The organism is Mycobacterium sp. GA-1285 (genome assembly GCF_001499905.1).
Classification (GTDB): Bacteria; Actinomycetota; Actinomycetes; order Mycobacteriales; family Mycobacteriaceae; genus Mycobacterium.
Map to the genome: position 1 here is coordinate 47,340 of NZ_LQIS01000017.1, position 20,113 is coordinate 67,452.

General features: G+C 66.0%; 21 protein-coding genes, 4 tRNA genes and 1 pseudogene. 10 read left to right on the top strand and 16 right to left on the bottom strand.

The genetic code is table 11. The features are described 5' to 3' along the window. Window positions 1-63: 63 nt before the first annotated feature. The 8 genes and pseudogenes from AU193_RS12300 to AU193_RS12335 all read right to left on the bottom strand — a co-directional run bounded on the left by AU193_RS12300 (window position 64) and on the right by AU193_RS12335 (window position 7,636). Window positions 64-1,094: pseudogene (locus tag AU193_RS12300) on the bottom strand (NUDIX hydrolase). Further along, on the bottom strand, window positions 1,091-2,278 hold the full coding sequence (locus AU193_RS12305) for a glycosyltransferase family 4 protein (protein WP_064422662.1): 1,188 nt from the start codon (window positions 2,276-2,278) through the stop codon (window positions 1,091-1,093). Before AU193_RS12305 ends, AU193_RS12300 begins: the two are co-directional and overlap by 4 nt. Next, entirely contained in the window at window positions 2,275-3,213 is a 939-nt protein-coding gene (locus AU193_RS12310) for a phosphatidylinositol mannoside acyltransferase (RefSeq protein WP_256364338.1), read from the bottom strand. The genes AU193_RS12305 and AU193_RS12310 overlap by 4 nt, the downstream gene beginning before the upstream one ends. Then, a complete protein-coding gene (pgsA, locus tag AU193_RS12315) occupies window positions 3,210-3,887 on the bottom strand; it encodes a phosphatidylinositol phosphate synthase (RefSeq protein WP_064422663.1) in 678 nt (225 codons plus the stop codon). Before pgsA ends, AU193_RS12310 begins: the two co-directional genes overlap by 4 nt. Next, entirely contained in the window at window positions 3,884-4,474 is a 591-nt protein-coding gene (locus AU193_RS12320) for an HIT domain-containing protein (protein ID WP_064422664.1), read from the bottom strand. Before AU193_RS12320 ends, pgsA begins: the two co-directional genes overlap by 4 nt. Next, the gene (gene thrS, locus AU193_RS12325) at window positions 4,471-6,525 is read right to left on the bottom strand and encodes a threonine--tRNA ligase (protein ID WP_064422665.1); all 2,055 of its coding nucleotides are present in this window, start codon (window positions 6,523-6,525) and stop codon (window positions 4,471-4,473) included. The genes AU193_RS12320 and thrS overlap by 4 nt, the downstream gene beginning before the upstream one ends. Before the next feature lie 77 nt (window positions 6,526-6,602). Next, window positions 6,603-7,022, bottom strand: a complete 420-nt coding sequence (locus AU193_RS12330; RefSeq protein ID WP_064422666.1) for a TIGR02611 family protein — start codon at window positions 7,020-7,022, stop codon at window positions 6,603-6,605. Beyond that, a complete protein-coding gene (locus AU193_RS12335; RefSeq protein ID WP_064422667.1) occupies window positions 7,019-7,636 on the bottom strand; it encodes a PaaI family thioesterase in 618 nt (205 codons plus the stop codon). The genes AU193_RS12330 and AU193_RS12335 overlap by 4 nt, the downstream gene beginning before the upstream one ends. A 132-nt stretch (window positions 7,637-7,768) precedes the next feature. Between AU193_RS12335 and AU193_RS12340 the strand changes: the two genes are divergently transcribed. Beyond that, window positions 7,769-8,266, top strand: a complete 498-nt coding sequence (locus AU193_RS12340) for a DUF1990 family protein (RefSeq protein ID WP_064422668.1) — start codon at window positions 7,769-7,771, stop codon at window positions 8,264-8,266. A 131-nt stretch (window positions 8,267-8,397) separates the two neighbouring features. Then, window positions 8,398-9,093, top strand: a complete 696-nt coding sequence (locus AU193_RS12345; RefSeq protein WP_064422688.1) for a GAF and ANTAR domain-containing protein — start codon at window positions 8,398-8,400, stop codon at window positions 9,091-9,093. Between the two features lie 13 nt (window positions 9,094-9,106). Here AU193_RS12345 and AU193_RS12350 read toward each other — a convergent pair whose 3' ends face one another. Continuing rightward, window positions 9,107-9,973, bottom strand: a complete 867-nt coding sequence (locus AU193_RS12350) for a L,D-transpeptidase family protein (protein WP_064422669.1) — start codon at window positions 9,971-9,973, stop codon at window positions 9,107-9,109. A 221-nt stretch (window positions 9,974-10,194) separates the two neighbouring features. Then, the gene (locus AU193_RS22835; protein WP_082682949.1) at window positions 10,195-10,704 is read right to left on the bottom strand and encodes a hypothetical protein; all 510 of its coding nucleotides are present in this window, start codon (window positions 10,702-10,704) and stop codon (window positions 10,195-10,197) included. Window positions 10,705-11,056: 352 nt separating this feature from the next. Between AU193_RS22835 and AU193_RS12355 the strand changes: the two genes are divergently transcribed. The 4 genes from AU193_RS12355 to AU193_RS12370 all read left to right on the top strand — a co-directional run bounded on the left by AU193_RS12355 (window position 11,057) and on the right by AU193_RS12370 (window position 13,733). After that, window positions 11,057-11,458, top strand: a complete 402-nt coding sequence (locus AU193_RS12355; RefSeq protein WP_172798286.1) for a phage holin family protein — start codon at window positions 11,057-11,059, stop codon at window positions 11,456-11,458. Next, window positions 11,455-11,784, top strand: a complete 330-nt coding sequence (locus tag AU193_RS12360; protein ID WP_064422671.1) for a DUF3618 domain-containing protein — start codon at window positions 11,455-11,457, stop codon at window positions 11,782-11,784. The genes AU193_RS12355 and AU193_RS12360 overlap by 4 nt, the downstream gene beginning before the upstream one ends. A 63-nt stretch (window positions 11,785-11,847) precedes the next feature. Continuing rightward, on the top strand, window positions 11,848-12,813 hold the full coding sequence (locus AU193_RS12365) for an L-lactate dehydrogenase (RefSeq protein WP_064422672.1): 966 nt from the start codon (window positions 11,848-11,850) through the stop codon (window positions 12,811-12,813). Window positions 12,814-12,848: 35 nt separating this feature from the next. After that, window positions 12,849-13,733 (top strand): universal stress protein, encoded by an 885-nt coding sequence (locus tag AU193_RS12370; protein WP_064422673.1) that lies wholly within the window; start codon window positions 12,849-12,851, stop codon window positions 13,731-13,733. A gap of 7 nt (window positions 13,734-13,740) precedes the next feature. Here the strand turns inward: AU193_RS12370 and AU193_RS12375 are convergent, their stop codons facing one another. Both AU193_RS12375 and AU193_RS12380 read right to left on the bottom strand, forming a co-directional pair. Then, window positions 13,741-14,148 carry a pyridoxamine 5'-phosphate oxidase family protein gene (locus AU193_RS12375; RefSeq protein WP_253867785.1) on the bottom strand — a complete coding sequence of 136 codons (408 nt, stop codon included), beginning with the start codon at window positions 14,146-14,148 and terminating at the stop codon, window positions 13,741-13,743. A gap of 83 nt (window positions 14,149-14,231) precedes the next feature. Then, window positions 14,232-14,303 (bottom strand) — tRNA-Val (locus AU193_RS12380). A 359-nt stretch (window positions 14,304-14,662) separates the two neighbouring features. Here AU193_RS12380 and AU193_RS12385 point away from each other — a divergent pair. The 3 genes from AU193_RS12385 (at window position 14,663) to AU193_RS12395 (ending at window position 14,921) form a co-directional block, all read left to right on the top strand. Further along, window positions 14,663-14,735: transfer RNA gene (locus tag AU193_RS12385), tRNA-Gly, on the top strand. Between the two features lie 27 nt (window positions 14,736-14,762). Then, window positions 14,763-14,833 (top strand) — tRNA-Cys (locus tag AU193_RS12390). 13 nt (window positions 14,834-14,846) lie between these two features. Further along, a tRNA-Val gene (locus AU193_RS12395) sits at window positions 14,847-14,921 on the top strand. 144 nt (window positions 14,922-15,065) lie between these two features. Here the strand turns inward: AU193_RS12395 and AU193_RS12400 are convergent. The 4 genes from AU193_RS12400 to AU193_RS12415 are packed head-to-tail and all read right to left on the bottom strand — an operon-like array spanning window position 15,066 to window position 18,372. After that, complete coding sequence (locus tag AU193_RS12400) at window positions 15,066-16,067, bottom strand: hypothetical protein (protein ID WP_064422675.1); 1,002 nt, start codon at window positions 16,065-16,067, stop codon at window positions 15,066-15,068. 21 nt (window positions 16,068-16,088) lie between these two features. After that, window positions 16,089-17,399: a Dyp-type peroxidase gene (locus AU193_RS12405; RefSeq protein ID WP_371259191.1), complete on the bottom strand. Its 1,311-nt coding sequence runs from the start codon at window positions 17,397-17,399 to the stop codon at window positions 16,089-16,091. Between the two features lie 14 nt (window positions 17,400-17,413). Beyond that, window positions 17,414-17,818: a nuclear transport factor 2 family protein gene (locus tag AU193_RS12410; protein ID WP_064422676.1), complete on the bottom strand. Its 405-nt coding sequence runs from the start codon at window positions 17,816-17,818 to the stop codon at window positions 17,414-17,416. Beyond that, a complete protein-coding gene (locus AU193_RS12415; RefSeq protein ID WP_172798287.1) occupies window positions 17,815-18,372 on the bottom strand; it encodes a hypothetical protein in 558 nt (185 codons plus the stop codon). Before AU193_RS12415 ends, AU193_RS12410 begins: the two co-directional genes overlap by 4 nt. Before the next feature lie 409 nt (window positions 18,373-18,781). On the opposite strand from AU193_RS12415, the gene AU193_RS12420 reads away from it, so the two are divergent. After that, window positions 18,782-19,639 carry a bile acid:sodium symporter family protein gene (locus AU193_RS12420; RefSeq protein ID WP_064422677.1) on the top strand — a complete coding sequence of 286 codons (858 nt, stop codon included), beginning with the start codon at window positions 18,782-18,784 and terminating at the stop codon, window positions 19,637-19,639. The last annotated feature ends 474 nt before the right edge of the window (window positions 19,640-20,113 follow it).

The window sequence follows — 20,113 nt, forward strand, 5'->3', positions numbered from 1 at the left end:
TATCTCCTCCGAATCCCTACTGATCGAGTCTAAACGCGGGCGCAAACGTGTTGATTCCGCGCTTCAGCGGATCGATTGCAACTGCAGCCGCGTACCGCTTCCGCGCGCGTCGGCGAGCACATTCGCTTGGTGCAGCAACTCGCCGAGTTGCAGCGGGTAGACGGTTTCGCCATTGGCGACCAGCTCTTGGATCATTGTCTCATCACACCAGCGATAGCCGAGAATCGTGCGCCGTTCCAGCGCTGTGTGACCGCCCATCGACGGCTGGAATCGTGTCGTGCGGTACACCAGGAACAGCTCTTCGCTGCGGATCACCGAACCGTCGAACTCGAACACCGCCTGGCGCCGCCACAGCGGGCCGACGAGGTCGGCGGCGGCCACCCGCAGACCGGTCTCCTCGCCGACCTCCCGCGCCGCGGCGTCGGCGACCGTCTCCCCCGGTTCCACCGCACCGCCGACGGTGAACCACCAGCGCGGGGCGTCGGCCAGCGCCGGGTCCGAGCCGCGAAACAACAGCACCGCCCCCGCCTCGTCGAGCAGAACCACCCGCGCCGACGTGCGCCAGCTCACCTTCGACCTACCTCCGGTACCGTCTCTGACCGCTCGACGATCTCGAAATAGGTTGGCAGCGCGGCGGTTCCACCGAGCCGCAATATGCGCACCACAGGTCGTTCGCGCAGCGCGAGGGTGTCGCGCACCGCGTCGTTGTGGAAACGACGGGCCAGCACCACTCGCGCTTCGGCGTCGGCCAGTTCGGCGACCAGAGGCTGCGGCAGTGACGCCGGGTCCACCTGCGCCAGCGCGGCGGACAGGTCGTTCTCGGTGCCCTCGCGAGCATGCCTCGGCGCCCGCTCGGCGGCATCGGCCAGCGCGGCCAGCCGAGTGGCTTGCGGCCCGTCACCGTAGGCGTCGACGGCGACCGCGCGGGCGACGACGGCGCGGCGGGCCAACGCCCCGTCGAGCGCCTGCCACGACAGGTCGTATCGCACGTGCAGCCGGTCCAGTCGGTTGGCGGTCTGCAACGCCCACCCGCCGACCGCCAGGATGACCACCACCAGCAGCGCCAGCGTGATCACGACGATCCAGGTGATCACCGGACGCCTCCGGTCGCCTTCCTGGTTCTCGCCGCCCTCGTCGCCCTGGTGCCGCCGTCACCGCCTGAGACCGTCACCGTGGTACCCGAGCCCGAGACGGTCTCGTACACCCGCATGATCTGCCGGGCCACCACCGACCAGTCGTAGCGCCGCACGACGTGCGTCGCGGCCGTGATGTAGTGCTCGCGCACCGCGTCGTCGTCGAGCACCTCGATCAACCCGTCGGCCAGCGCCGCCGCGTCGTCGACCGGCACCAGGCGGCCGGCCGCCCCGTCGTCGAGCACCTGACGGAACGCGTCGAGGTCGCTGGCCACCACCGCGGTGCCGGCGGCCATGGCCTCGACGAGCACGATGCCGAAACTCTCGCCGCCCGTGTGGGGTGCGCAGTACACATCGGCGCTGCGCATCGCCGACGCCTTGACCGCGTCGTCGACCTGACCGAGGAAGCGCAGATGCGGTGCGAGTTCACCTGCGTCGTCGCGCAGTTCGTCCTCGTCCCCGCGGCCGACGACGAGGACCTCGACGTCGGGGAACCGCTCGACCAGCGTCGGCAACGCGCGCAGCAGCACCGCCATACCCTTGCGGGGTTCGTCGAAGCGGCCCAAGAACAGCACCGACTTACCCGGACGGGGATAGCCGTCGAGCAGCGGCGCGGACGCGAACGTCGACACGTCCACCCCGTTCGGGATGACGACCGCGTCGCTGCCCAACGCCTCCATCTGCCAGCGGCGGGCCAGGTCCGACACCGCGATGCGCCCGACGATCTTCTCGTGCATCGGCCGCAAAATCGGCTCGAACACGCTCAGCGTCAACGACTTTGTGGTCGAGGTGTGAAACGTCGCGACGATCGGGCCCTCGGCGATGTTGAGCGCCAGCATCGACAGGCTCGGGGCGTTGGGCTCGTGCAGGTGCAGCACGTCGAAGTCGCCGTCGGCCAGCCAGCGCTTCACCAGGCGGTGGGTGGCGGGCCCGAATCGGAGGCGCGCGACCGATCCGTTGTACGGAATCGGCACGGCCCTGCCGCCGGAGACGACGTAGTCGGGCAGCTGCGCGCCCGGCGACGACGGCGCCAGCACGCTGACGTGATGCCCGAGGCCGTCCATCACCTCGGCCAGCTGCAGCACGTGCGACTGCACCCCGCCCGGCACGTCGAACGAGTACGGGCAGACCATGCCTATCCTCACGGGCTGGCCTCCAGCCTCGCCCGCCGCTCCGCCGACAGATCGGCCACCCACTGCGGTTGCATCATGTGCCAGTCGGCCGGGTGCTCGGCGATGTTGCGGGCGAACCGGTCGGCCAACGCCTGCGTGATGACCGTGACGTCGCCCGACGACGTGTCGATCTCGGGAAACACCCGCATGCCCCACCCATCGCCTTCGAACCAGCAGTGCACCGGGAACAGCGCCGCCCCGGTCTCGATCGCGAGTTTGGCCGAGCCCGCGGGCATGCGCGTGGGTTCGCCGAAGAAATTCACTTCGACCCCGCTGCGGCTGAGGTCACGGTCGGCCATCAGGCATACCGGCCGGTTGTCGCGTAACCGCTCGGCGAGAACCTCGAACGGCGGCCGGTCACCGCCGGTCAACGGAACGACTTCGAATCCCAGACGCTCCCGGTATGCGACGAAGCGGTTGTACAGCGACTCGGGCTTGAGGCGTTCGGCCACCGTGGTGAACGTGCCGTAGTTCTGGACCAGCCAGACGCCTGCCATGTCCCAGTTGCCGCTGTGCGGTAAGGACAACACCGCACCGCGGCCGGCGTCCAATGCGGCCCACAGCAGGTCGACGTCGTCCACGACCAGTTCACGGCCGAGCGCCTCGTGGTCCATCGTCGGCAACCGAAAAGCCTCCCGCCAGTATCGGGCGTAGGAGGCAAGCGAAGCACGGATCAGTCCACCGGGCACCTGCTCGGGCGGTACGCCGACGACGCGAGCCAGGTTCTTGCGCAGCTGTTCGGGCCCGCCGCCGCGTGCTGCGAAGTAAGCGCCGGCATCGAAAGTATTGCGGGCGAAGAACTCCGGCATCGCGCGCACCAGCCGCCAGCCCGCGGCGTACCCCCAGTCCGACAACCAGCCACCCAACGGGTTGCCAATGGCCGTCGGTCCCGAGGGGGTGGTGGTCACTGCTCACCCGCCTCCGGTTCGTCCCCGCCCGCATCGGTTGCGTCGGGCTTGACGATCCGATCCATCGCTCCGGGCGACGTCCGCACACTGTGCACACGCTGACCCAGTGTCACCAAGCTGGTCACCGCGAGCACCCACATCGCGATGTGCAGCAGCCACACCACACCGAACAAACCGGACAGCCCCGCGCCGACCAGCACGATGATGAGCCGCTCCGGACGCTCGATCAGACCTCCCTCCGCCGACAGACCGCTGGCTTCGGCCCTGGCCTTGATGTAGGAGATGACCTGCGAGGTCACCAGGCAGATCATCGTCGCGACCACGAGCGAGGCGCTCTGCAGCCCGAACGCCGCCCACCACAGCAGCCCGCAGAAGATCGCGCCGTCGCTGATGCGGTCGCACGTGGCATCCAGCACCGCCCCGAAGCGGGTGCCACCGCCGAGCTGGCGGGCCATCGCACCGTCGAGCATGTCGGCGAGCACGAACAGCCACACGACGACCGAGCCCCACCACAGATGACCGATCGGGTACAGCGTCAACGCCCCCAGCACCGAGCCCGCGGTACCCAGGATCGTGATGCTGTCGGGGGTGAACCCCGCTCGCAGCGCGCCCTTGGCGATCGGCGTGCTGAGTTTCTCGTACGCGGCCCGGGTCATCAGGTAGAAGTTGCTCACTGCTGTCTCGCCCATTCGGTGGCCAGCAGTTCACGGGTCTCACGGAGCAACTGCGGCACCGCTTTCGAGCCGCCGATGATCGTGATGAAGTTCGCGTCGCCGCTCCAGCGCGGCACGACGTGCATGTGCAGATGGTCGGCCAGCGACCCGCCCGCGGACTGACCGAGGTTGAGCCCGACGTTGAAACCGTGCGGGTGAGAGACGGACTTGATCACGCGAATCAGCTTCTGGGTGAACGAGATCAGCTCGAAGCTCTCGTCGGGGGTGAGGTCTTCCAACTCAGACACCCGTCGATAGGGCACCACCATCGAGTGCCCCGGGTTGTACGGGTAGAGGTTGAGCACGATGTAAACGGACTCGCCGCGCGCGACGACCAGCCCCTCCTCGTCGGGCATCATCGGGATGTCGGTGAACGGCTGGCGGGACTTGCCCGAGCCGGCCGACCCGCCTTTCATGGGCGCCTCGGCGATGTAGCTCATCCGGTGCGGCGTCCACAGCCGCTGCAGATGGTCGGGGTCACCGGCGCCGCGGTCGATCACCGTGTGGTCGTTGTCGATGCCGCTGTCGGCCCGGTCGTCGGCGCTCACTTCGCGGTACCCACCTCGAGCAGTTCGGCTGTGGGAGCGGCGTTTCGACGGCTGGCGATCCAGTCGGTGATCGCGGCGACGGCCTTGTCGCGCGGTACGCCGTTGATCTGGGTGCGGTCGCCGAATCGGAAGCTGACGGCGTCGGCCTCGACGTCGCGGTCTCCCGCCACCAACATGAACGGCACCTTCTGGTTGGTGTGGTTGACGATCTTCTTGGCCATCCGGTCATCGCTGGCGTCCACCTCGGCACGGACGCCCTTCATCTTCAGTTGCGTCGCAAGGCCGTTCAGGTAGGGAACGTGGTCGTCGGCGACCGGAATGCCGACCACCTGCACGGGCGCCAGCCATGCCGGGAACGCTCCGGCGTAGTGCTCGGTGAGGATGCCGAAGAACCGCTCGATCGACCCGAAGAGCGCGCGGTGAATCATCACCGGCCGCTGCCGCGACCCGTCCGCGGCGGTGTACTCCAGCTCGAAGCGCTCGGGGAAGTTGAAGTCCAGCTGGATGGTCGACATCTGCCAGCTGCGGCCGAGCGCGTCTTTGACCTGCACCGAGATCTTCGGGCCGTAGAACGCCGCGCCGCCGGGATCGGGGACGAGGTCGAGCCCGGAGGCGGCGCCGACTTCGGCCAGCACGTCGGTGGCCTCCTCCCACAGCTCGTCGGAACCGACGGACTTGTCGGGGTCCTTGGTGGAGAGCTCGAGGTGGAACTCGGTCAGGCCGTAGTCGGCGAGCAGGTCGAGGATGAAGCGCAGCAGCGAGGTCAACTCGTCGCGCATCTGATCGCGGGTGCAGTAGATGTGGGCGTCGTCCATCGTCAGCCCGCGTACCCGCGTCAGCCCGTGCACGACACCGGACAGCTCGTAGCGGTACACGGTGCCGAATTCGAACAGCCGCAACGGAAGTTCGCGGTACGAACGCCCACGCGACCGGTAGATCAGGCAGTGCATGGGGCAGTTCATCGGCTTGAGGTAGTAGTCCTGGCCGGGTTTGCGCACCGTGCCGTCGGGGTTGAGTTCCGCGTCGAGGTGCATGGGCGGGAACATGCCGTCGGCGTACCAATCGAGGTGTCCGGAGATCTTGAACAGCTCGGCCTTGGTGATGTGCGGGCTGTTGACGAACTGGTAGCCGGCCTCGGTGTGCTTGCGCCGCGAGTAGTCCTCGAGCTCGCGCCGGATGATTCCACCTTTGGGATGGAAAACGGCCAAACCCGAACCGATTTCGTCGGGGAAGCTGAACAGGTCGAGCTCAGCGCCGAGCTTGCGGTGGTCCCGACGTTGCGCCTCCTCGATGAACTCGAGGTGCCTGTCGAGTGCTTCCTGCGATTCCCAGGCGGTTCCGTAGATACGTTGCAGGCTCGCGTTGTTCTGGTTGCCGCGCCAATAGGCGGCCGAGCTGCGGGTGAGCTTGAACGCCGGGATGTATTTCGTCGTCGGGATGTGCGGGCCGCGGCACAGATCGCCCCATTCCCGTTGTCGGGTGCGGGGATTGAGGTTGTCGTAGGCGGTCAGCTCGTCGCCACCGACCTCCATCACATCGGGGTCGCCGGACTTGTCGTCCACCAGCTCGAGCTTGTAGGGCTCGTTGGCGAGCTCCTCGCGGGCCTGGTCTTTCGACTCGTAGACGCGCCGGGAGAACAGCTGGCCCTCTTTGACGATCTGGCGCATGCGCTTCTCCAGCGCCGCGAGGTCTTCGGGCGTGAAGGCCTGCTCCACATCGAAGTCGTAATAGAACCCGTCGGTGATCGGCGGACCGATGCCGAGCTTGGCCTCGGGGAAGAGATCCTGTACGGCTTGAGCCAGCACGTGCGCGGTGGAGTGCCGCAGGACGCTGCGGCCGTCGTCGGTGTCGGCGGCCACCGGCGTCACCTCGACGTCGGAGTCGGGCACCCACGACAGGTCACGGAGCCGGCCCTCGGCGTCGCGGACGACGACGATCGCATCGGATGCGCCCCGGCTCGGTAGGCCCGCCTCGCGCACCGCCTCCCCCGCCGTGGTCCCGGCAGCGACCCGGATCGGGGCTGCGGGAGTGCGGTCGGTGGCGGCGCTCATCGGTGACTCTCCAGTTTCAGTGTCAACAGACTCGAGGACGCGACCATGCTATCGGTGACCGTCTGCGATCGGCCGCGTCAGGACCCGATGCCGAGGGGGCTCTCGAGCAGTCTGTGCTCCAGCCCGACGAGGTTGGCGAAGAAGTCGACCGCGCCCAGCAGCCACAGCGTGGCAAACACCACCAACGCGGTGAACACCCCGCCCAGGATCTGCACTGCGCCGTGCTGGCGATGGAACCAGTCCATCACCTTGTCGTAGCGCTCCTTGGCGTAGGCCAGCAGCCGTCGCGCCCACTCAAACTCGGTGGCGAGGATGCCCAGGCCGACGAAGACGATCGCCCAGCCAGGACCCGGGTACGGGATGGCCAGGATGCCCAGCCCGAGGACCGCGGCCCCGACGACGCCGACCCCTATGCGGTAGGCGAAGTTGATCGTGCGTCGTTTCCGGACCCGCTCGCGCCAGCTGCCGAGGCGCCTCTTGACGTCGGCGACGCTCACGGCTGGCCCGGTTTGAGTTTGACGAACAATGCGTGCGCCTCGGCCAGCACGGCGTTGCCGTCGAGCAGCCGTCCGGAGACGAAGATCTTGCGGCCCTCGATCCGGTCGATCCCCGCCTCCACCTGAAATTGCTTCTCGACGTGCGCGATCCGCCGATAGTCGATGCGCAGGAATGCCGTGCGTTGGGCCCTGCTGCCGCTGAGCTTGAACGCGGTGAAGCCGAGTAGGGCGTCGAAGAGCTGCGCGACGGTGCCGCCGTGGGCCGCGCCGTTGCGGCCGAGGTGGAAGCGGCGGAATTCCGCGGTGCCTTCGATGCGCTGATCATCGGTGACGCGCACGTCGAGGGGGATCGACAGGATGTTGCCGCGGTTGGGCAGGTCCAACCGCCGGCCGGAGGGAGAGGACCATTCGTCGGCGTAGTAGGGGGCGAGCAGCTGCGACACCTTCTCGATCTGGTTGGCCGCTTCGCTGATCACCTCGTCGGGGGCATCGGCGGCGCGGGCGTGGTCCTGCAACGTGCGGACCGCTTCGATGAAGCGCCCATAGTCGGGTCCGCCACGGTCGGTGGCGACCGGCGGGTTGAAGCCACCACCGGGCGGCTGCTCAGAGCTCACCCGTCCCACCGTATTGCCTCGCTCGGTCGTCGGCGGCTCCGGCTTTGCTCAGAGTGTCGAACTCGTCGTCGGTCAGCTCGATTTCGGCGGCGGCCATGCTCTCCGTACGCCGGCGATGGCAAGGTAGCGCGAGTGAGACTCAGCGATCTCGGCGCGCTCCCGCTGACGTATCCCGAGGTGGGTGCGACCACCGGCGAGCTGCCGCCCGGCTACCACCACGTACACAAGTCGGCCGTCATCGGTCATGGCCGCGACCGCTTCGAGGAGGCTGCGGCCGCCGGAATGCGATGGGGCATGCTGCGCGGCGCTGGGGTGCGGGTCCAGGCGACGACGGAGGTCGCGGAGGTGGGGTCCGAGGTTCTCGTGCACCTGGGTCCGATCGCGGCGCCGTGCCGAGTGGTCTACGTCGTCGACGAACACCACGCCCGCGGGTTCGCCTACGGCACCCTGCCCGGCCACGCGGAGTCCGGTGAAGAGCTGTTCCTGGTGTCGTACGACCCCGCATCGTACGAGGTGACGGCCCTGGTCACTGCGTTCTCCCGGCATGCCACCTGGTGGAGCCGGCTTGCGTCGCCGGTGACGTCGCTGGTCCAGCGGGTGGTCACCGACCGGTATCTGAGAGCGCTGTGATGCGCGGATCGGCGGTGGAGGTCAAAATGGACCGCCGACAGCTTGCGTCACCGATAATTACGACCTGTTAGCAAGGTCGATCTTGACCTTGCGGCGTAATCTGAGACGACGGTGAAGGACTCCGAATGGTGATGGCGAACGAACCCGACGAACGCGAGGGCGCTCACCTACGTATCGCAGAATTGGTGCGCGGGCTCTACAGCCGACCCGATGCGGACACCGTCATCGCGGAGTTGGCCGAACATGCAGCCGTCGAGATTCCCGGAGCCCAGTACGCCGGCATCACGATCACCCGCAAGCCCAAGAGCGTCGAGACGCCTGCCGCGACACATCTGTACCCGATGCTGTTGGACAAGATCCAGCAGCGCCACCACGAGGGCCCGTGCCTGACCGCGGCGTGGGACAAGAAGGTCGTCTACGTCGCCGATCTTCACACCGACGACCGTTTCCCCCTTTATCGCCGAGATGCCTTGGCGGAGACGCCGATTCGTTCGATCATGGCGTTTCAGTTGTTCATCGAAGGTGAGACGATGGGCGCGCTCAACGTCTATTCCGAGGAACCCGACGCCTTCGGCGAGGAGGCCAGAAACCTGGGGCTGGTGTTCGCGGCCCATTCGTCGGTGGCCTGGAATGCCGCGCGCCGCGACGAACAGTTCAGGCGGGCCCTGGCCAGTCGGGACATCATCGGTCAGGCGAAGGGCATGATGATGGAACGCTACGGTGTCGACGCGGTGCAGGCCTTCGATCTGCTACGCAAACTGTCGCAGGACTCCAATGTGCCGCTGCTCAAGATCGCGAAGGAGATCGTGGACAAGTCGCGCTCGTGAGCACGCAGCCGGGTCAGCGCGCGATCACCCGCGGAACCTCAGGATTCGCCGGTTCCACCCGAGGCCGCGGCACCTCGATATTGTTCTCCTGCACCAGAACCGGGTCCCCGACCTTGACGTTGTCGAAGTACCACTCGGCGTCTTCGGGGCTGAGGCTGATGCACCCGTGGCTGACGTTCTCGTGCCCGAGTGAATTGATCGCCCACGGGGCCGAATGCACGAAGATGCCACGGCTGGTGAGCCGGACAGCCCATTCCACGTCGAGCAGGTAGCCGTCGTCGGCCGTCACGGGGATGCCGACGCTGCTCGAATCCATCTTGACGTGGCGTTCCTTGGCCAGGACGGGGAACCTTCCCGCCGGCGTCGGATACTCAGGTCGGCCCATCGAAGCCGGAAACACCCCAGGCTTACCGAAGAAGGGGCGGTGGTGCGGCGAGGGGAGCTTGTCGGGTGGGACGCCGTCTATCGTGACCGTGAAGGTGTGTTCGGCGATGTTGGCGACGCCGACAACCGCGGCACCGGTCGCGATGTTCGTCTTGAAGCCGCCGACGGAGAGCGCGATTGTGCTGTGGGCGGGCCAGAATTCGTCTGGATCCCACTGGACGGTCTGGGCGTCGAGCCACTCGAACGTGCCCGTCATCGGTGGCGTCGAGGTGATGTCGAGCAATCGCTCGGCCGCATCCCTGTCGAGGACCGATTCCTTGAACGTCACCACAACGGGGTGCGCGATCCCGACGACCTGTCCCTCGGCAGGCAATATGGAGGCGATGGCGCTTCTCACCGCCTGGCTAGCGGCCGCAGCGCCTTCTACGGCCGGCCCTGCCACCACGCTGGTAGCGACGACAACGGCGGCAAGTACACACCGAAGTACAGCACGCAATCTTGGTGCCTCCCTTGAAATTACAACGATGTCAATAATGGTAGGGCAGTCGAAAGACGTTAAGGCCAAGAGCACATGAGCAATTCGATCAAGTCTCCGTCACGGTTCGGCCACGACAGCCAATTTGTTTCGTGGAAGTTGTTGTCCATCACGGAATTTGGCCCGGCAGCGAGACTTGCTCGCCGCCGGGCCAAACCGGAGGGACTATCCTCGGTGGGTCGTCAGCTCACCGGCCCTGCCGGAGTGGGCTGACCCGGCACGGGTGCTCCGGGCGCCGCCGGACGGGATGGGTCTCCCTTGCCCTTACCGGCCAACCCGCCCATCTCCGTGAGCGGAGCTCCGACTGCCGCGGGAGCGCCCCCCGCAATCGGAGCCCCCGCAATCGGAGCCCCGGCCACTGGCGGCACCAGCGGTGGGGGCACAACGGGTGGCGCCAAGGGCGGCGGCACCAGAGGCGGCACAAGAGGCGGGGGCACGACGGGCGGCGGCACCAGAGGCGGCGCGACAGGCGGCGGGCCGGGAAGTGCCATCGGCACGCCGGCCATGTCGGTCAGCGGGGCACAGACGGGCGCCCCCGGCGCCCCAGTAGGCGCCTGCCCCGTGGCGGATTCGACACATTCATATCCACCCGCCAACGCGGCCGGGCTCAGTGCGATGGCCAGCCCAATGGCCGCACCTAGCAATCCAGCCCCGACAGCTGCCGCGATGTTGACTCCTTTAAAGGTCGTCATCGACGTTGATCCCTCCACTCACGCTCACACTTCGTTCAATCGAGGCAGCAGATCTTGCATGCCGTACCGAGGTCGCGTTCATACGACCGCGTCAATACCAGCAGGCAGTCGCCACAGACACGCCACGCCGCACCGCGCCGTTTCCAAATGGTGACCGGTTCGGCATGGTAGAGCCGCATCGGAAATCGGCGGCGGCTTCCATCTCCGGCTCACCTGCGGTTCTGCCCCTCGTCACCGTCCTGGCACAGATCACGATCGGCAGATGCATTCAAAGATGCCTCGGTGTTTCGGCCCCATTGACCACGGGCATCACTGTCGCGACAGATCAGGACAAGTCAGAGGTTGGTATGTGATGACGGTGGAATCGAGACCTACCGCAGACGCGTCGATCGGCGAGTTGATGAGCCAATTGTCGACGCAGACTTCGCGGTTGATCCGCGACGAGATGCGGTTGGCGCAGAAGGAGTTTCAAGAATCGGCCAAACACGCCGGGATCGGCGCGGGCTTGTTCAGTGTGGCGGGCTTGCTGGCCTTCTTCGGCGCGGCGACGTTGATCGCCGCGGGCGTGGCGGCGCTGTCTCTCGTGCTGCCGGTGTGGGCCGCGGCGCTGATCGTCGCAGCGGTGCTGTTCGTGATCGCAGGTATTGCCGCACTGCTGGGACGCAAACAGGCTCAAGAGGTCACCCCCGCGGCGCCGAAAACCGTCGAGACGGTGAAAGCCGACATCCAAGAATTGAAGGACGCCCGGTCATGACCGCACCGACTCCACGCCCCGAGCCAGGACCGGATGCGGGCGTCGACGACATCCAGGCCGACATCGAGCAGACCCGCCACGAACTCGGCGAGACGGTCGAGGCCCTGCAGGCCAAGTTGGATGTGAAGACGCGCGCGAAGGAGAAGGTCGACGAGACCAAGGCGCACGCCAAGGACAAGGCGGCCGAGACCAAGGAGCGCGTCGTCGAGAAGGCGGACAAGCTTCGGCATACGGCCACCGACAATCCGAAGCAGACGGTTCCGGTGGCGGCGATCGTCGCGATCCTCGCCGTTGTGGGGATCATCGTCTGGCGGCGCCGTCGTTGAGTTCCGGCGGGCGTCTGCCATATCGGCGTGCATCCCGCTGGGGGCGGTGAAACGATCGGAGCGATGACCGAACCCACCGACCGACGACTGCCCACGAAGGTGTCCGTGGTGGGCGTCGGCTCGGTGGGCACTGCGATCGCCTACGCCTGTCTGATCCGGGGGTCGGCTCCTTCGCTTGCCCTCTACGACACGAATGCGGCCAAGGTGCGGGCCGAGGTGCTCGACCTGACACATGGAAGCCTGTTCGTCCCCCACTGCCCGATCGTCGGGTCTGACGACATCGCGGTCACGGCACATTCGGCGATCGTGGTCGTCACCGCGGGGGCGAAACAGCATCCGGGGCAGAGTCGACTCGATTTGGCCGCGACGAACGTGGCCATGGCCTGCACACTGACTCCGAAGCTGCTGGAACACTCCCCGGATGCCGTCATCGTCTTTGTGACCAATCCGGTCGACGTCGTCACCTATGCGGCGGCACAGACTGTCCAACTCGCGCACGGCCGTATCTTCGGCTCGGGAACGCTCCTGGACTCGAGCCGGTTCCGCGTCATGATCGCGGAGCGAGCGCAAGTGGCGATCGGCAACGTCCACGCGTTCATCGTCGGCGAGCACGGCGACTCCGAGATTCCGTTGTGGTCGTCCGTTTCCATCGGAGGTATTCCGGCACTGGACTTCCGCATAGACGGCACGCCGGTTTTCGGCCCGGACGTGAGAAACGAGATCGCGGCGAACGTGGTCAACGCCGCCTACGAGATCATCGCCGGCAAGGGTGCGACGAACCTTGCGATCGGGTTGGCGACAGCGCGCATCATCGAAGCGATCCTGCAGGACCAGCACCGTGTGTTGCCCGTGACCACGCTGCAGGAGGGTGCGCATGGCATCACCGATGTGGCGTTGTCACTGCCGACCGTCGTCTCGGCTGCGGGTGCACAACGGGTACTGGAGCTGGCGCTGTCAGCCGACGAGTTGGCGGGGCTGCGCAAGTCCGCGCAGACCTTGAAAGACGTCCAACGGTCGTTGGGGCTTTGATGTCGCCGGTCGGGTGATCATCTAGCGTTCCAGTCATGTCCGCCATCACCGACGACCGGGGCATCGTGGTCGGGGTCGACGGGTCCCCGGCGTCGCGCGTCGCGGTCGACTGGGCCGCCCGCGATGCCGCATTGCGGAACCGTCCGCTGACGCTGGTGCACGTGGCCAACCCCGTCGTGGCCACCTGGTCACAGTCGCCGCTGCCCGGCGACTTCGCATCGTGGCAACAGCAGCGAGGGCAGTCGTTCCTCGACGACGCGGTCGAGGTGGCCAGACGAGTGGCCGGAGACGCCAGGGCAGCGAAGCCGCAGACTGAGTTCCGCTGCGCGCCAACGCTTCCCACGCTCATCGAGCTATCGCAGAACGCCGACATGATAGTGGTCGGCAGCAGGGGCCAGGGCGCCCTACGCAGCGTGTTGGGCTCGATCAGTGCCGGGCTGGTCCACCACGCGCATTGCCCTGTTGCTGTGATCCACGACGAAGACCCGTTGATGCCGGACCCCGCAAAGGCGCCCGTCCTGGTGGGAATCGACGGCTCCCCCGCATCGGAATTGGCGACGAAGCTGGCGTTCGAGCAGGCCTCGCTGCGAGGGGTGGACCTCGTCGCCCTGCACGCATGGAGCGATGCCGGCGTCGTCGACTACCCCGGCATGGACTGGTCGACGATGAAAGCGTCTGAGGACGCGTTGTTGGCTGAGCGCCTCGCCGGCTGGCAGGAGCGCTATCCAGACGTCCAGGTGTACCGGCTCGTGGTATGCGATCAGCCGGCCCGACAGCTGCTCGAACATTCCGAGGAAGCGCAACTTGTGGTGGTGGGGAGCCGTGGGCGCGGCGGCTTTGCCGGCATGTTGCTCGGCTCGGTCAGCGCTGCGGTGGTTCAGTCGGCGCGGATGCCGGTGATCGTCGCGCGCGGTCGGTAGTTGATGCCTAGGACCCGAACTTGAAGCGACGACCCGTGACACGTCGAGGAAGCACGCGCACGTAGTGCTCCTTTGTGTACGCGGTCCACGGCAGTAGTTGCGCCCGCTCGGCTTCCTCGAGGTCGTCCTCATCGCGGACGGTGCGGGCGACGCCCCGGACGATCACGCTCCAGCCCCCGGCGACGTTGTGATCGTCGGCCTCGAAGAGCACGTCGTGGTTGACCGCCGTGCTGACCAACTTGGTGCCCTGCGCGGTGCGGAACAGCAGTGTCTTGCGCTGAACGACGAAATTGACCGGGAAGATCTCGGGGTGCCCGTCAGCTGTTGTGACCAGTCGCCCCAACGACACGCTGCCGAGCAGGTTCCAGCATTCGCTTTCGGAGAGAATCTCGCCGGGCGGTTTGGGTTCAGACACTCCGACCTCCATACGGCGGATTGATCACCAAGAGCATGAGTTGAGTCTAGGGAGGCGAGGCGTGGCGCGTTGTCGTGAAGGGGTGGTCCCGGCTGGGTTCGAACCAGCGACCTTCCGCGTGTGAGGCGGACGCTCTCCCACTGAGCTACGAGACCGGAGAGTCGACCGAACGGCCGAACGACGTCGAAGACTAGCACGATCAGGGGTCGCGCCCCGAATCCGCCGGCGGGCATCAGTGGTGCTGGCTTGCCGGTTTCCTGGTGGCTGCATCGGCACGTCGGGCGAGGGTCACGCGATCGCCGATGTGCGCGGAAGGTTCATGATCTGCGGCCGGGCCATTCCGCTGGCGCGGTGAGCGTCCCGAGTTGTCTGATTTTTCCTCTCACGCGAGTCGTACCAGCTGTTTTGAGGTGTGAACGGGCAGCGACGCACCGGCAAACGCCGGGATTTGTGCAGCTACACTTTGGTGGACTATCGTCGTCCTTCGCGACGGGCGACGAGTCGTTCGTGGCGCGCGGATGTAGCGCAGTTGGTAGCGCATCACCTTGCCAAGGTGAGGGTCGCGGGTTCGAATCCCGTCATCCGCTCGAAGGTGCAGTGGCATCAACCCCAGCGGTGGAGTGGCCGAGTGGTGAGGCAACGGCCTGCAAAGCCGTGCACACGGGTTCGATTCCCGTCTCCACCTCAACGATGGTTCGGCGCGATTAGCTCAGCGGGAGAGCGCTTCCCTGACACGGAAGAGGTCACTGGTTCAATCCCAGTATCGCGCACCACGTTCGACGCAGTTCAAGCGATGTTTTGTAGCTGCCCCGCGGGGCGCGTGCCCAATTCGTGCCCAACAGCCCTTAATCCCTAGGCAGCGTCGTATTTGGCGACGACGTTTGACGATTGGACCGGTTGCGGTGGTGCTGGCCGACTCACGCCATCGTCGCGAGGTTGTGCCAGAGGTTCTTGAGGCTATCGGTGCCACCGAACAGCGTGGTGAAGTGGGTGGAGTCGATGAGCACGATGTCCCCCGCGCGCTTGTCTTTCGGCGGCATCCAGATCAGCGCGTTGAACTCGGTGTTACCGGCCGCGGTGAACGGATGCGGCCGGTTGGGGTCGACGCGCTGGCGTCCGAGCACGACCAGGTCCTTGCTTTCCGGCGCGGTCAGTTCGTAGTGGGGAAGGTGCGGGTGGAAGTTGAAGGTGCTGACATTGTCGAGCAGCCGCGGGGTGTCGAGGTCCCGGAAGCCGGTCAGCGGTGCGATCTCCTTGGTGCCCTCGACGACCGCGGGACGAAGCCCCCACGTGTTGTGCACGGGCACGTCGAGGGCCTTCATCAGCGACCGGGTATACGCGGTGAAGCGCTGCTGACGTGGCACCAGCCGGTCGCCGTGGTGTTCGTACTCGACCTGGCGCTGCTCAAAGTCGTCGGTGAAGCCGACGTCGTGATGCGGCGCCAGCAGCAGGCAGGTCCCCTCGCGCTGCAGCCAGTCTTCGATGGCGGCGATCTCCTCGGGCGCGGCCTCTTCCTGGGCGAGCAGATGGTCGAGCCCGAACACCATGAGGGTGTCGGTGTCGGCGAGGATCCGCTCGTCGATCGGCAGCTTGTAGCCGGCCTGGTCGATGCGCTGGAAGACGGCGACGGGATGGCCGGTGGCCTCCTCGGCGACTTCTTGAAACGCCAGCGCCGACCGGTGGAAGAGTTCGAGCGTTCCCGCGATGCCCTGCAGAAAATTCGCCTCGCTGTACTCGGGTGTCTCGTAGGCAGGCCATAAGACGTTGCGCACCTCGGTGATCGTGGAGAACCGGTTTTCGATCACCTCCGGAGGCCGCTGCGACTCCCAGGGATAGCTCCATGTCCAGTAGATGCTGATGCGCCTGCCGCCGCTGTGCGGGCGGGTGACGTGGCTCTGGTTGTAGGTGCGAGCGCGCATAGTGATTAGTCCTTCGATTGTTCAAAGGGATGCCAGGTAGCGCATCGCGTTAATCCCTGGGAGGAAGAAGTAGGCGCCGCCGGTGAGGGTGGTGAACGCGGGAAGTCCCTTGTGAACCTTGCGGATTGGCCGTTTCGGGACGGTGAAGTCTAGTGTGCCGTCCTGGGTGCCGACGATCGGGTCGTGTTCGTTGCCCAGTTCATGGAAGGCTTTGTCATTGATCCAGACGTTCTGTGCGAACTCGAACTGACGGACCAGGTTGGCGCAGATGATGAACGCGGCGATGCCGCGGTCCACGCCGTCATCTGGTGCGCCCTCGGGCAGCACGGGACCATAGGTGGCACCTCGTCGAATCATCCGGCGCCGGTTCATGTTATGCGCTGTGTCACGCGGGTTCAGGCGCCGCGCGTGCGCACCAAGTGGGCAGGCGTATCCGTGTGGATCCATCTCCCCGTAGTTGAAGTCGTTGTTGCGCATCGGGTCTGCGCCCAGCTCTGGGTCGTCCTTCTCCGGCGCCAGGACGAGTGGGGCACCGCTGCGCCAGCGGCCCATGAACTTCGCCGCCAGCAATTCCTCGTCGTCCCGGGTCTCAGAGTTCTCGCGCAGATAGTCCCGGAAGAGCGCCACATGCTCCTGGAGTCGCCGATATGCGGCGTAGGTTCCGTTGCGCGACAGAACATCCGGCCGTGGCAGATTGGCGACCGGACCAGCTTCGTCCGGATATCCGAGGACAAACTCTCCCGGCTTGAGCGCGGCCCCCGAGCCCGGCGTGGGCTCTTCACCCGATCCTTCCATCACCGGTTGTGACAGCCGGTCTCTGTACCCGAAGTGGTCGTGTGCGTAGTTGAACGGCGGGGTCGCGTTCAAGTCCAGGTACGACAGCCGGCGCACACCATCGCATCGGTTAACCAGTTCCTCGTGCGCCGCGGTGGCCCTGCGCTGTTCGGGTTCGTCGCGCGCGAACAAGATCGCGATGGCATGCAGGTCGTTGCCTGCCAAGCCGCCGTCCCAGTTGTCGGGATGGTTGCGTCCGGTGTCGCCCAGAATGTCCGCCCTAGCCGCCATGCCCTCGCGGAATGCGTCCGGGAACGTGGCTAGCGATTCCTCTGGTAGGCCCAGCGCACGCAACCCGTTCCAGGTGAAGCCGAGCGTTACCCACCGCTTGGTGCGGTCCATGGTTTCCCGCACCGAGGCGGCAGACTCGACGACATCAACCAACTCGGACAACCATGCTCGACCGCCGGCCGGATCGTCGAATGACAAGAACTCGTAGCGTCCCGTCATCGACGGCGTTCGGGTCAGCAGGATGTGCTGAATATCGTCGAGCTCCAAGGGCGACCCGGCGGTCACAGCGCGCGCTGACCCTTCGCCCACGCCCACGCCGCGACCCGCCACCCGTCGGTGCTGCGGCGAAGCGCCACCGTGAACGTCGCGCCGGTCTGGGTCACCGTGTTCCCCTTGAGGTCGAACGTCATCGTGGCCGGGACCACCACATAAGCGGCGTCGCCTGTGGTGTCGTTGTGCACCGGATCACCAATGCTGACGTGGTAGCCCGACGCACCCAGGTGTTCACCTTCGGCCAAGACGTCGCGGTACCAGTCCGCAGCGGCCGTCGGCCCCAGCCACAGGTGTGGGGCCATGCCGTCGAGGATCGACCCGTCGGAGGCGAACGCCGCCGACATCGCCGAGGGATCCCCGGCGTTGAACGCGTCCAGATAGGTCTGGATCGCAGCGAGTGGGGTGTCGCTCATTGCATCTGGTCGAGCATGTCGGAGAACGCGGCCTTGAGACGCAACGCCTTCTTGATTTCGTCCGCAGTCACGTACGGGTATTCGCCGTACTCCAGAAAGCTGGGCACCTGGTGTTCCCGAACGAACTTAATGAACGCGTCCGGGTTCTCTTTCCAATCCTCGGGAAATCCTTCGAGGTTGGTGAACACTGTTGTGACACCTGTCGCGCTGAACAACTGCACCGCATCCTCGGTGTACTTGTCGAAATCGGTGTCGAAGATGCCCTGATATTGAAAGTGCAGCCCCGACCCGACGTCGAACAGTACCCAGCGCAGGTAATGCAGTCGCAGCGGCGCGAGGGCCTCAGGGCTGGCGGCGATCGTGTCCTCGATTGTCTTGCCGTATGCCCGGATCGCCTCCTCGCGACCCTCCTTGACCTTCGCGATGATCGAGAAGCCGTGGCAGGCGGGCGTCCGCGGGAAAAGGGGGCCGTAGCGGCCCCGCTCCAGTTCGAAATAGCCTTCCTTCGGGATGGCCATCGCGGCCGGCCGAGTCCAGTCCTGATCGTTGGGCATCCCCGCTCCTTATGACACTCGACCCCGACTAGCCGTGACGCTAGCACCAGCGGGCCTCCACTATCTGCTAACGGTCGCCAATTCACGGCTCCGTCACGAGAAGCCACCCACCACACCGAGCGCCGACAACAGTCGGGACCCGGATTGATACCGTCACGCGTCCAGTCGTTGGTCTGACCCTCCACGAGTCCTCCACGATTCAACGACCAGTTCACTGCGGGCTGTTGCGGCTGCAATCGTCACCGTCCCTGGGCACGAAAGCATGACCACACCAGTACGCAGCTACGTACAGTACGAATGCGGCGGCGGTCCAGAACTTGCCGCTGCCGCCACCCATCGTCGGGCGTCCCCATGGATTGAAAGAAGCCAAACAGGCAGCGAACCGGCCCACAGAACTGAGGTCAACGCGATGATGGCAGCACTGCAGCACGCCGTCCCGATTGCCACACTGATTTTCGTCGTGTCGAGCATGCTGGCGATGGGTCTGGGGCTCACGCTCACAGAAATCACCGCCCCGCTCCGCAATGTGCGGCTGGTAGCGATGTCTCTGTTGGCCAATTTTCTTTTGATGCCCGCCGCGGCGGTGCTGCTGGCCAAAGTGCTGCACCTGGATGAACCGTTCGCCGTGGGCCTGCTGCTGCTCGGGGTGGCCGCCGGCGCCCCGTTTCTACCCAAACTCGCCCAGATCGCCAGAGGCGACCTCGCGTTCGCGGTCGCACTAATGGTGGTGCTGATGGTCATCACCGTCGGCTACCTGCCGCTGGTGCTGCCGATGCTGCTGCCCGGCGTCTCGGTCAACCCCGGCCAAATCGCTCGCTCCCTGATCGTGCTGATGCTGCTGCCCCTGGCCATCGCCCTTGCAGTCAACGCCAAATTGCCCCGCGCCGCCGCGGCCGTCAAACCTTGGTGCGACCGGCTGTCCAGCCTCGGGCTCGTCGCCGTCGTGGTGCTACTGGTGGTGGTCAACTTCCACAACGTGCTCTCAGTGTTCGGCACACGCGCCATCCTCGCCGGCCTGCTATTCATCGCGATCGGCTACGGGACCGGATGGGCACTGGGCGGCCCAACTGCCGGCACCCGGCCCGTACTCGCATTGGGCACCGCCCAACGCAACATCGCCGCCGCGCTGGTGGTCGGTGGACAAAGCTTCACCGACCCCAGCGTCGTGGTCATGGTCGTGGTCGTGGCCATCGTCAGCCTGCTGGTCCTGCTGCCGCTGTCGCGGGCACTGGCCCGCCGCACCCCAGCCCGCGATGGAGCAGGTTAGCTCGTCCTGCCGCCGACATTCGCTCGTGAATCACAACACATGACCGACGCCAATCAAGCACCAACGCGTCCGGTCAGTCCCGGAGTTGCGTGGTCGGCCGGACCCCAGAAACGAACATCTCCCCGCCTGCTAATACTCAGGTGGGCCTAAGTACACCCGGGGTCGCTGACAAGTCTCGACCGCGAACCAGCCAGCTTCACGCCCCAAGGTGCTCTACCGACTCAAGCACACCACCATCGCGGCGTGGCGCCAGCGGACAGCCGCTTTCAGTAAGCACTATCTGTCGGGCACGTAATGGGGACGCAGGAACAAACGGAAGTCCAGAGTTGCTAAACCCGACACGTAATGGGGACGCAGGAACAAACGGAAGTCCAGAGTTGCGAAACCCGACTGCACTGAATGTGGTGCGCGAATGTTGGGACTTTATTTTTTCGGAGGGCGGGAGGGGGCGGCGCCTATGCCATGGGTGGGTCA

Bases quoted from the DNA above. Each gene is read 5' to 3' on its own strand.
- AU193_RS22835 (WP_082682949.1), bottom strand. From the start codon at position 10,704: ATGACGACCTTTAAAGGAGTCAACATCGCGGCAGCTGTCGGGGCTGGA.
- thrS (WP_064422665.1), bottom strand. From the start codon at position 6,525: ATGAGCGCCGCCACCGACCGCACTCCCGCAGCCCCGATCCGGGTCGCT.
- AU193_RS12420 (WP_064422677.1), top strand. From the start codon at position 18,782: ATGATGGCAGCACTGCAGCACGCCGTCCCGATTGCCACACTGATTTTC.
- AU193_RS12410 (WP_064422676.1), bottom strand. From the start codon at position 17,818: ATGAGCGACACCCCACTCGCTGCGATCCAGACCTATCTGGACGCGTTC.
- AU193_RS12355 (WP_172798286.1), top strand. From the start codon at position 11,057: ATGACGGTGGAATCGAGACCTACCGCAGACGCGTCGATCGGCGAGTTG.
- AU193_RS12370 (WP_064422673.1), top strand. From the start codon at position 12,849: ATGTCCGCCATCACCGACGACCGGGGCATCGTGGTCGGGGTCGACGGG.
- AU193_RS12400 (WP_064422675.1), bottom strand. From the start codon at position 16,067: ATGCGCGCTCGCACCTACAACCAGAGCCACGTCACCCGCCCGCACAGC.
- AU193_RS12365 (WP_064422672.1), top strand. From the start codon at position 11,848: ATGACCGAACCCACCGACCGACGACTGCCCACGAAGGTGTCCGTGGTG.
- AU193_RS12415 (WP_172798287.1), bottom strand. From the start codon at position 18,372: ATGCCCAACGATCAGGACTGGACTCGGCCGGCCGCGATGGCCATCCCG.
- AU193_RS12345 (WP_064422688.1), top strand. From the start codon at position 8,398: ATGGCGAACGAACCCGACGAACGCGAGGGCGCTCACCTACGTATCGCA.
- AU193_RS12360 (WP_064422671.1), top strand. From the start codon at position 11,455: ATGACCGCACCGACTCCACGCCCCGAGCCAGGACCGGATGCGGGCGTC.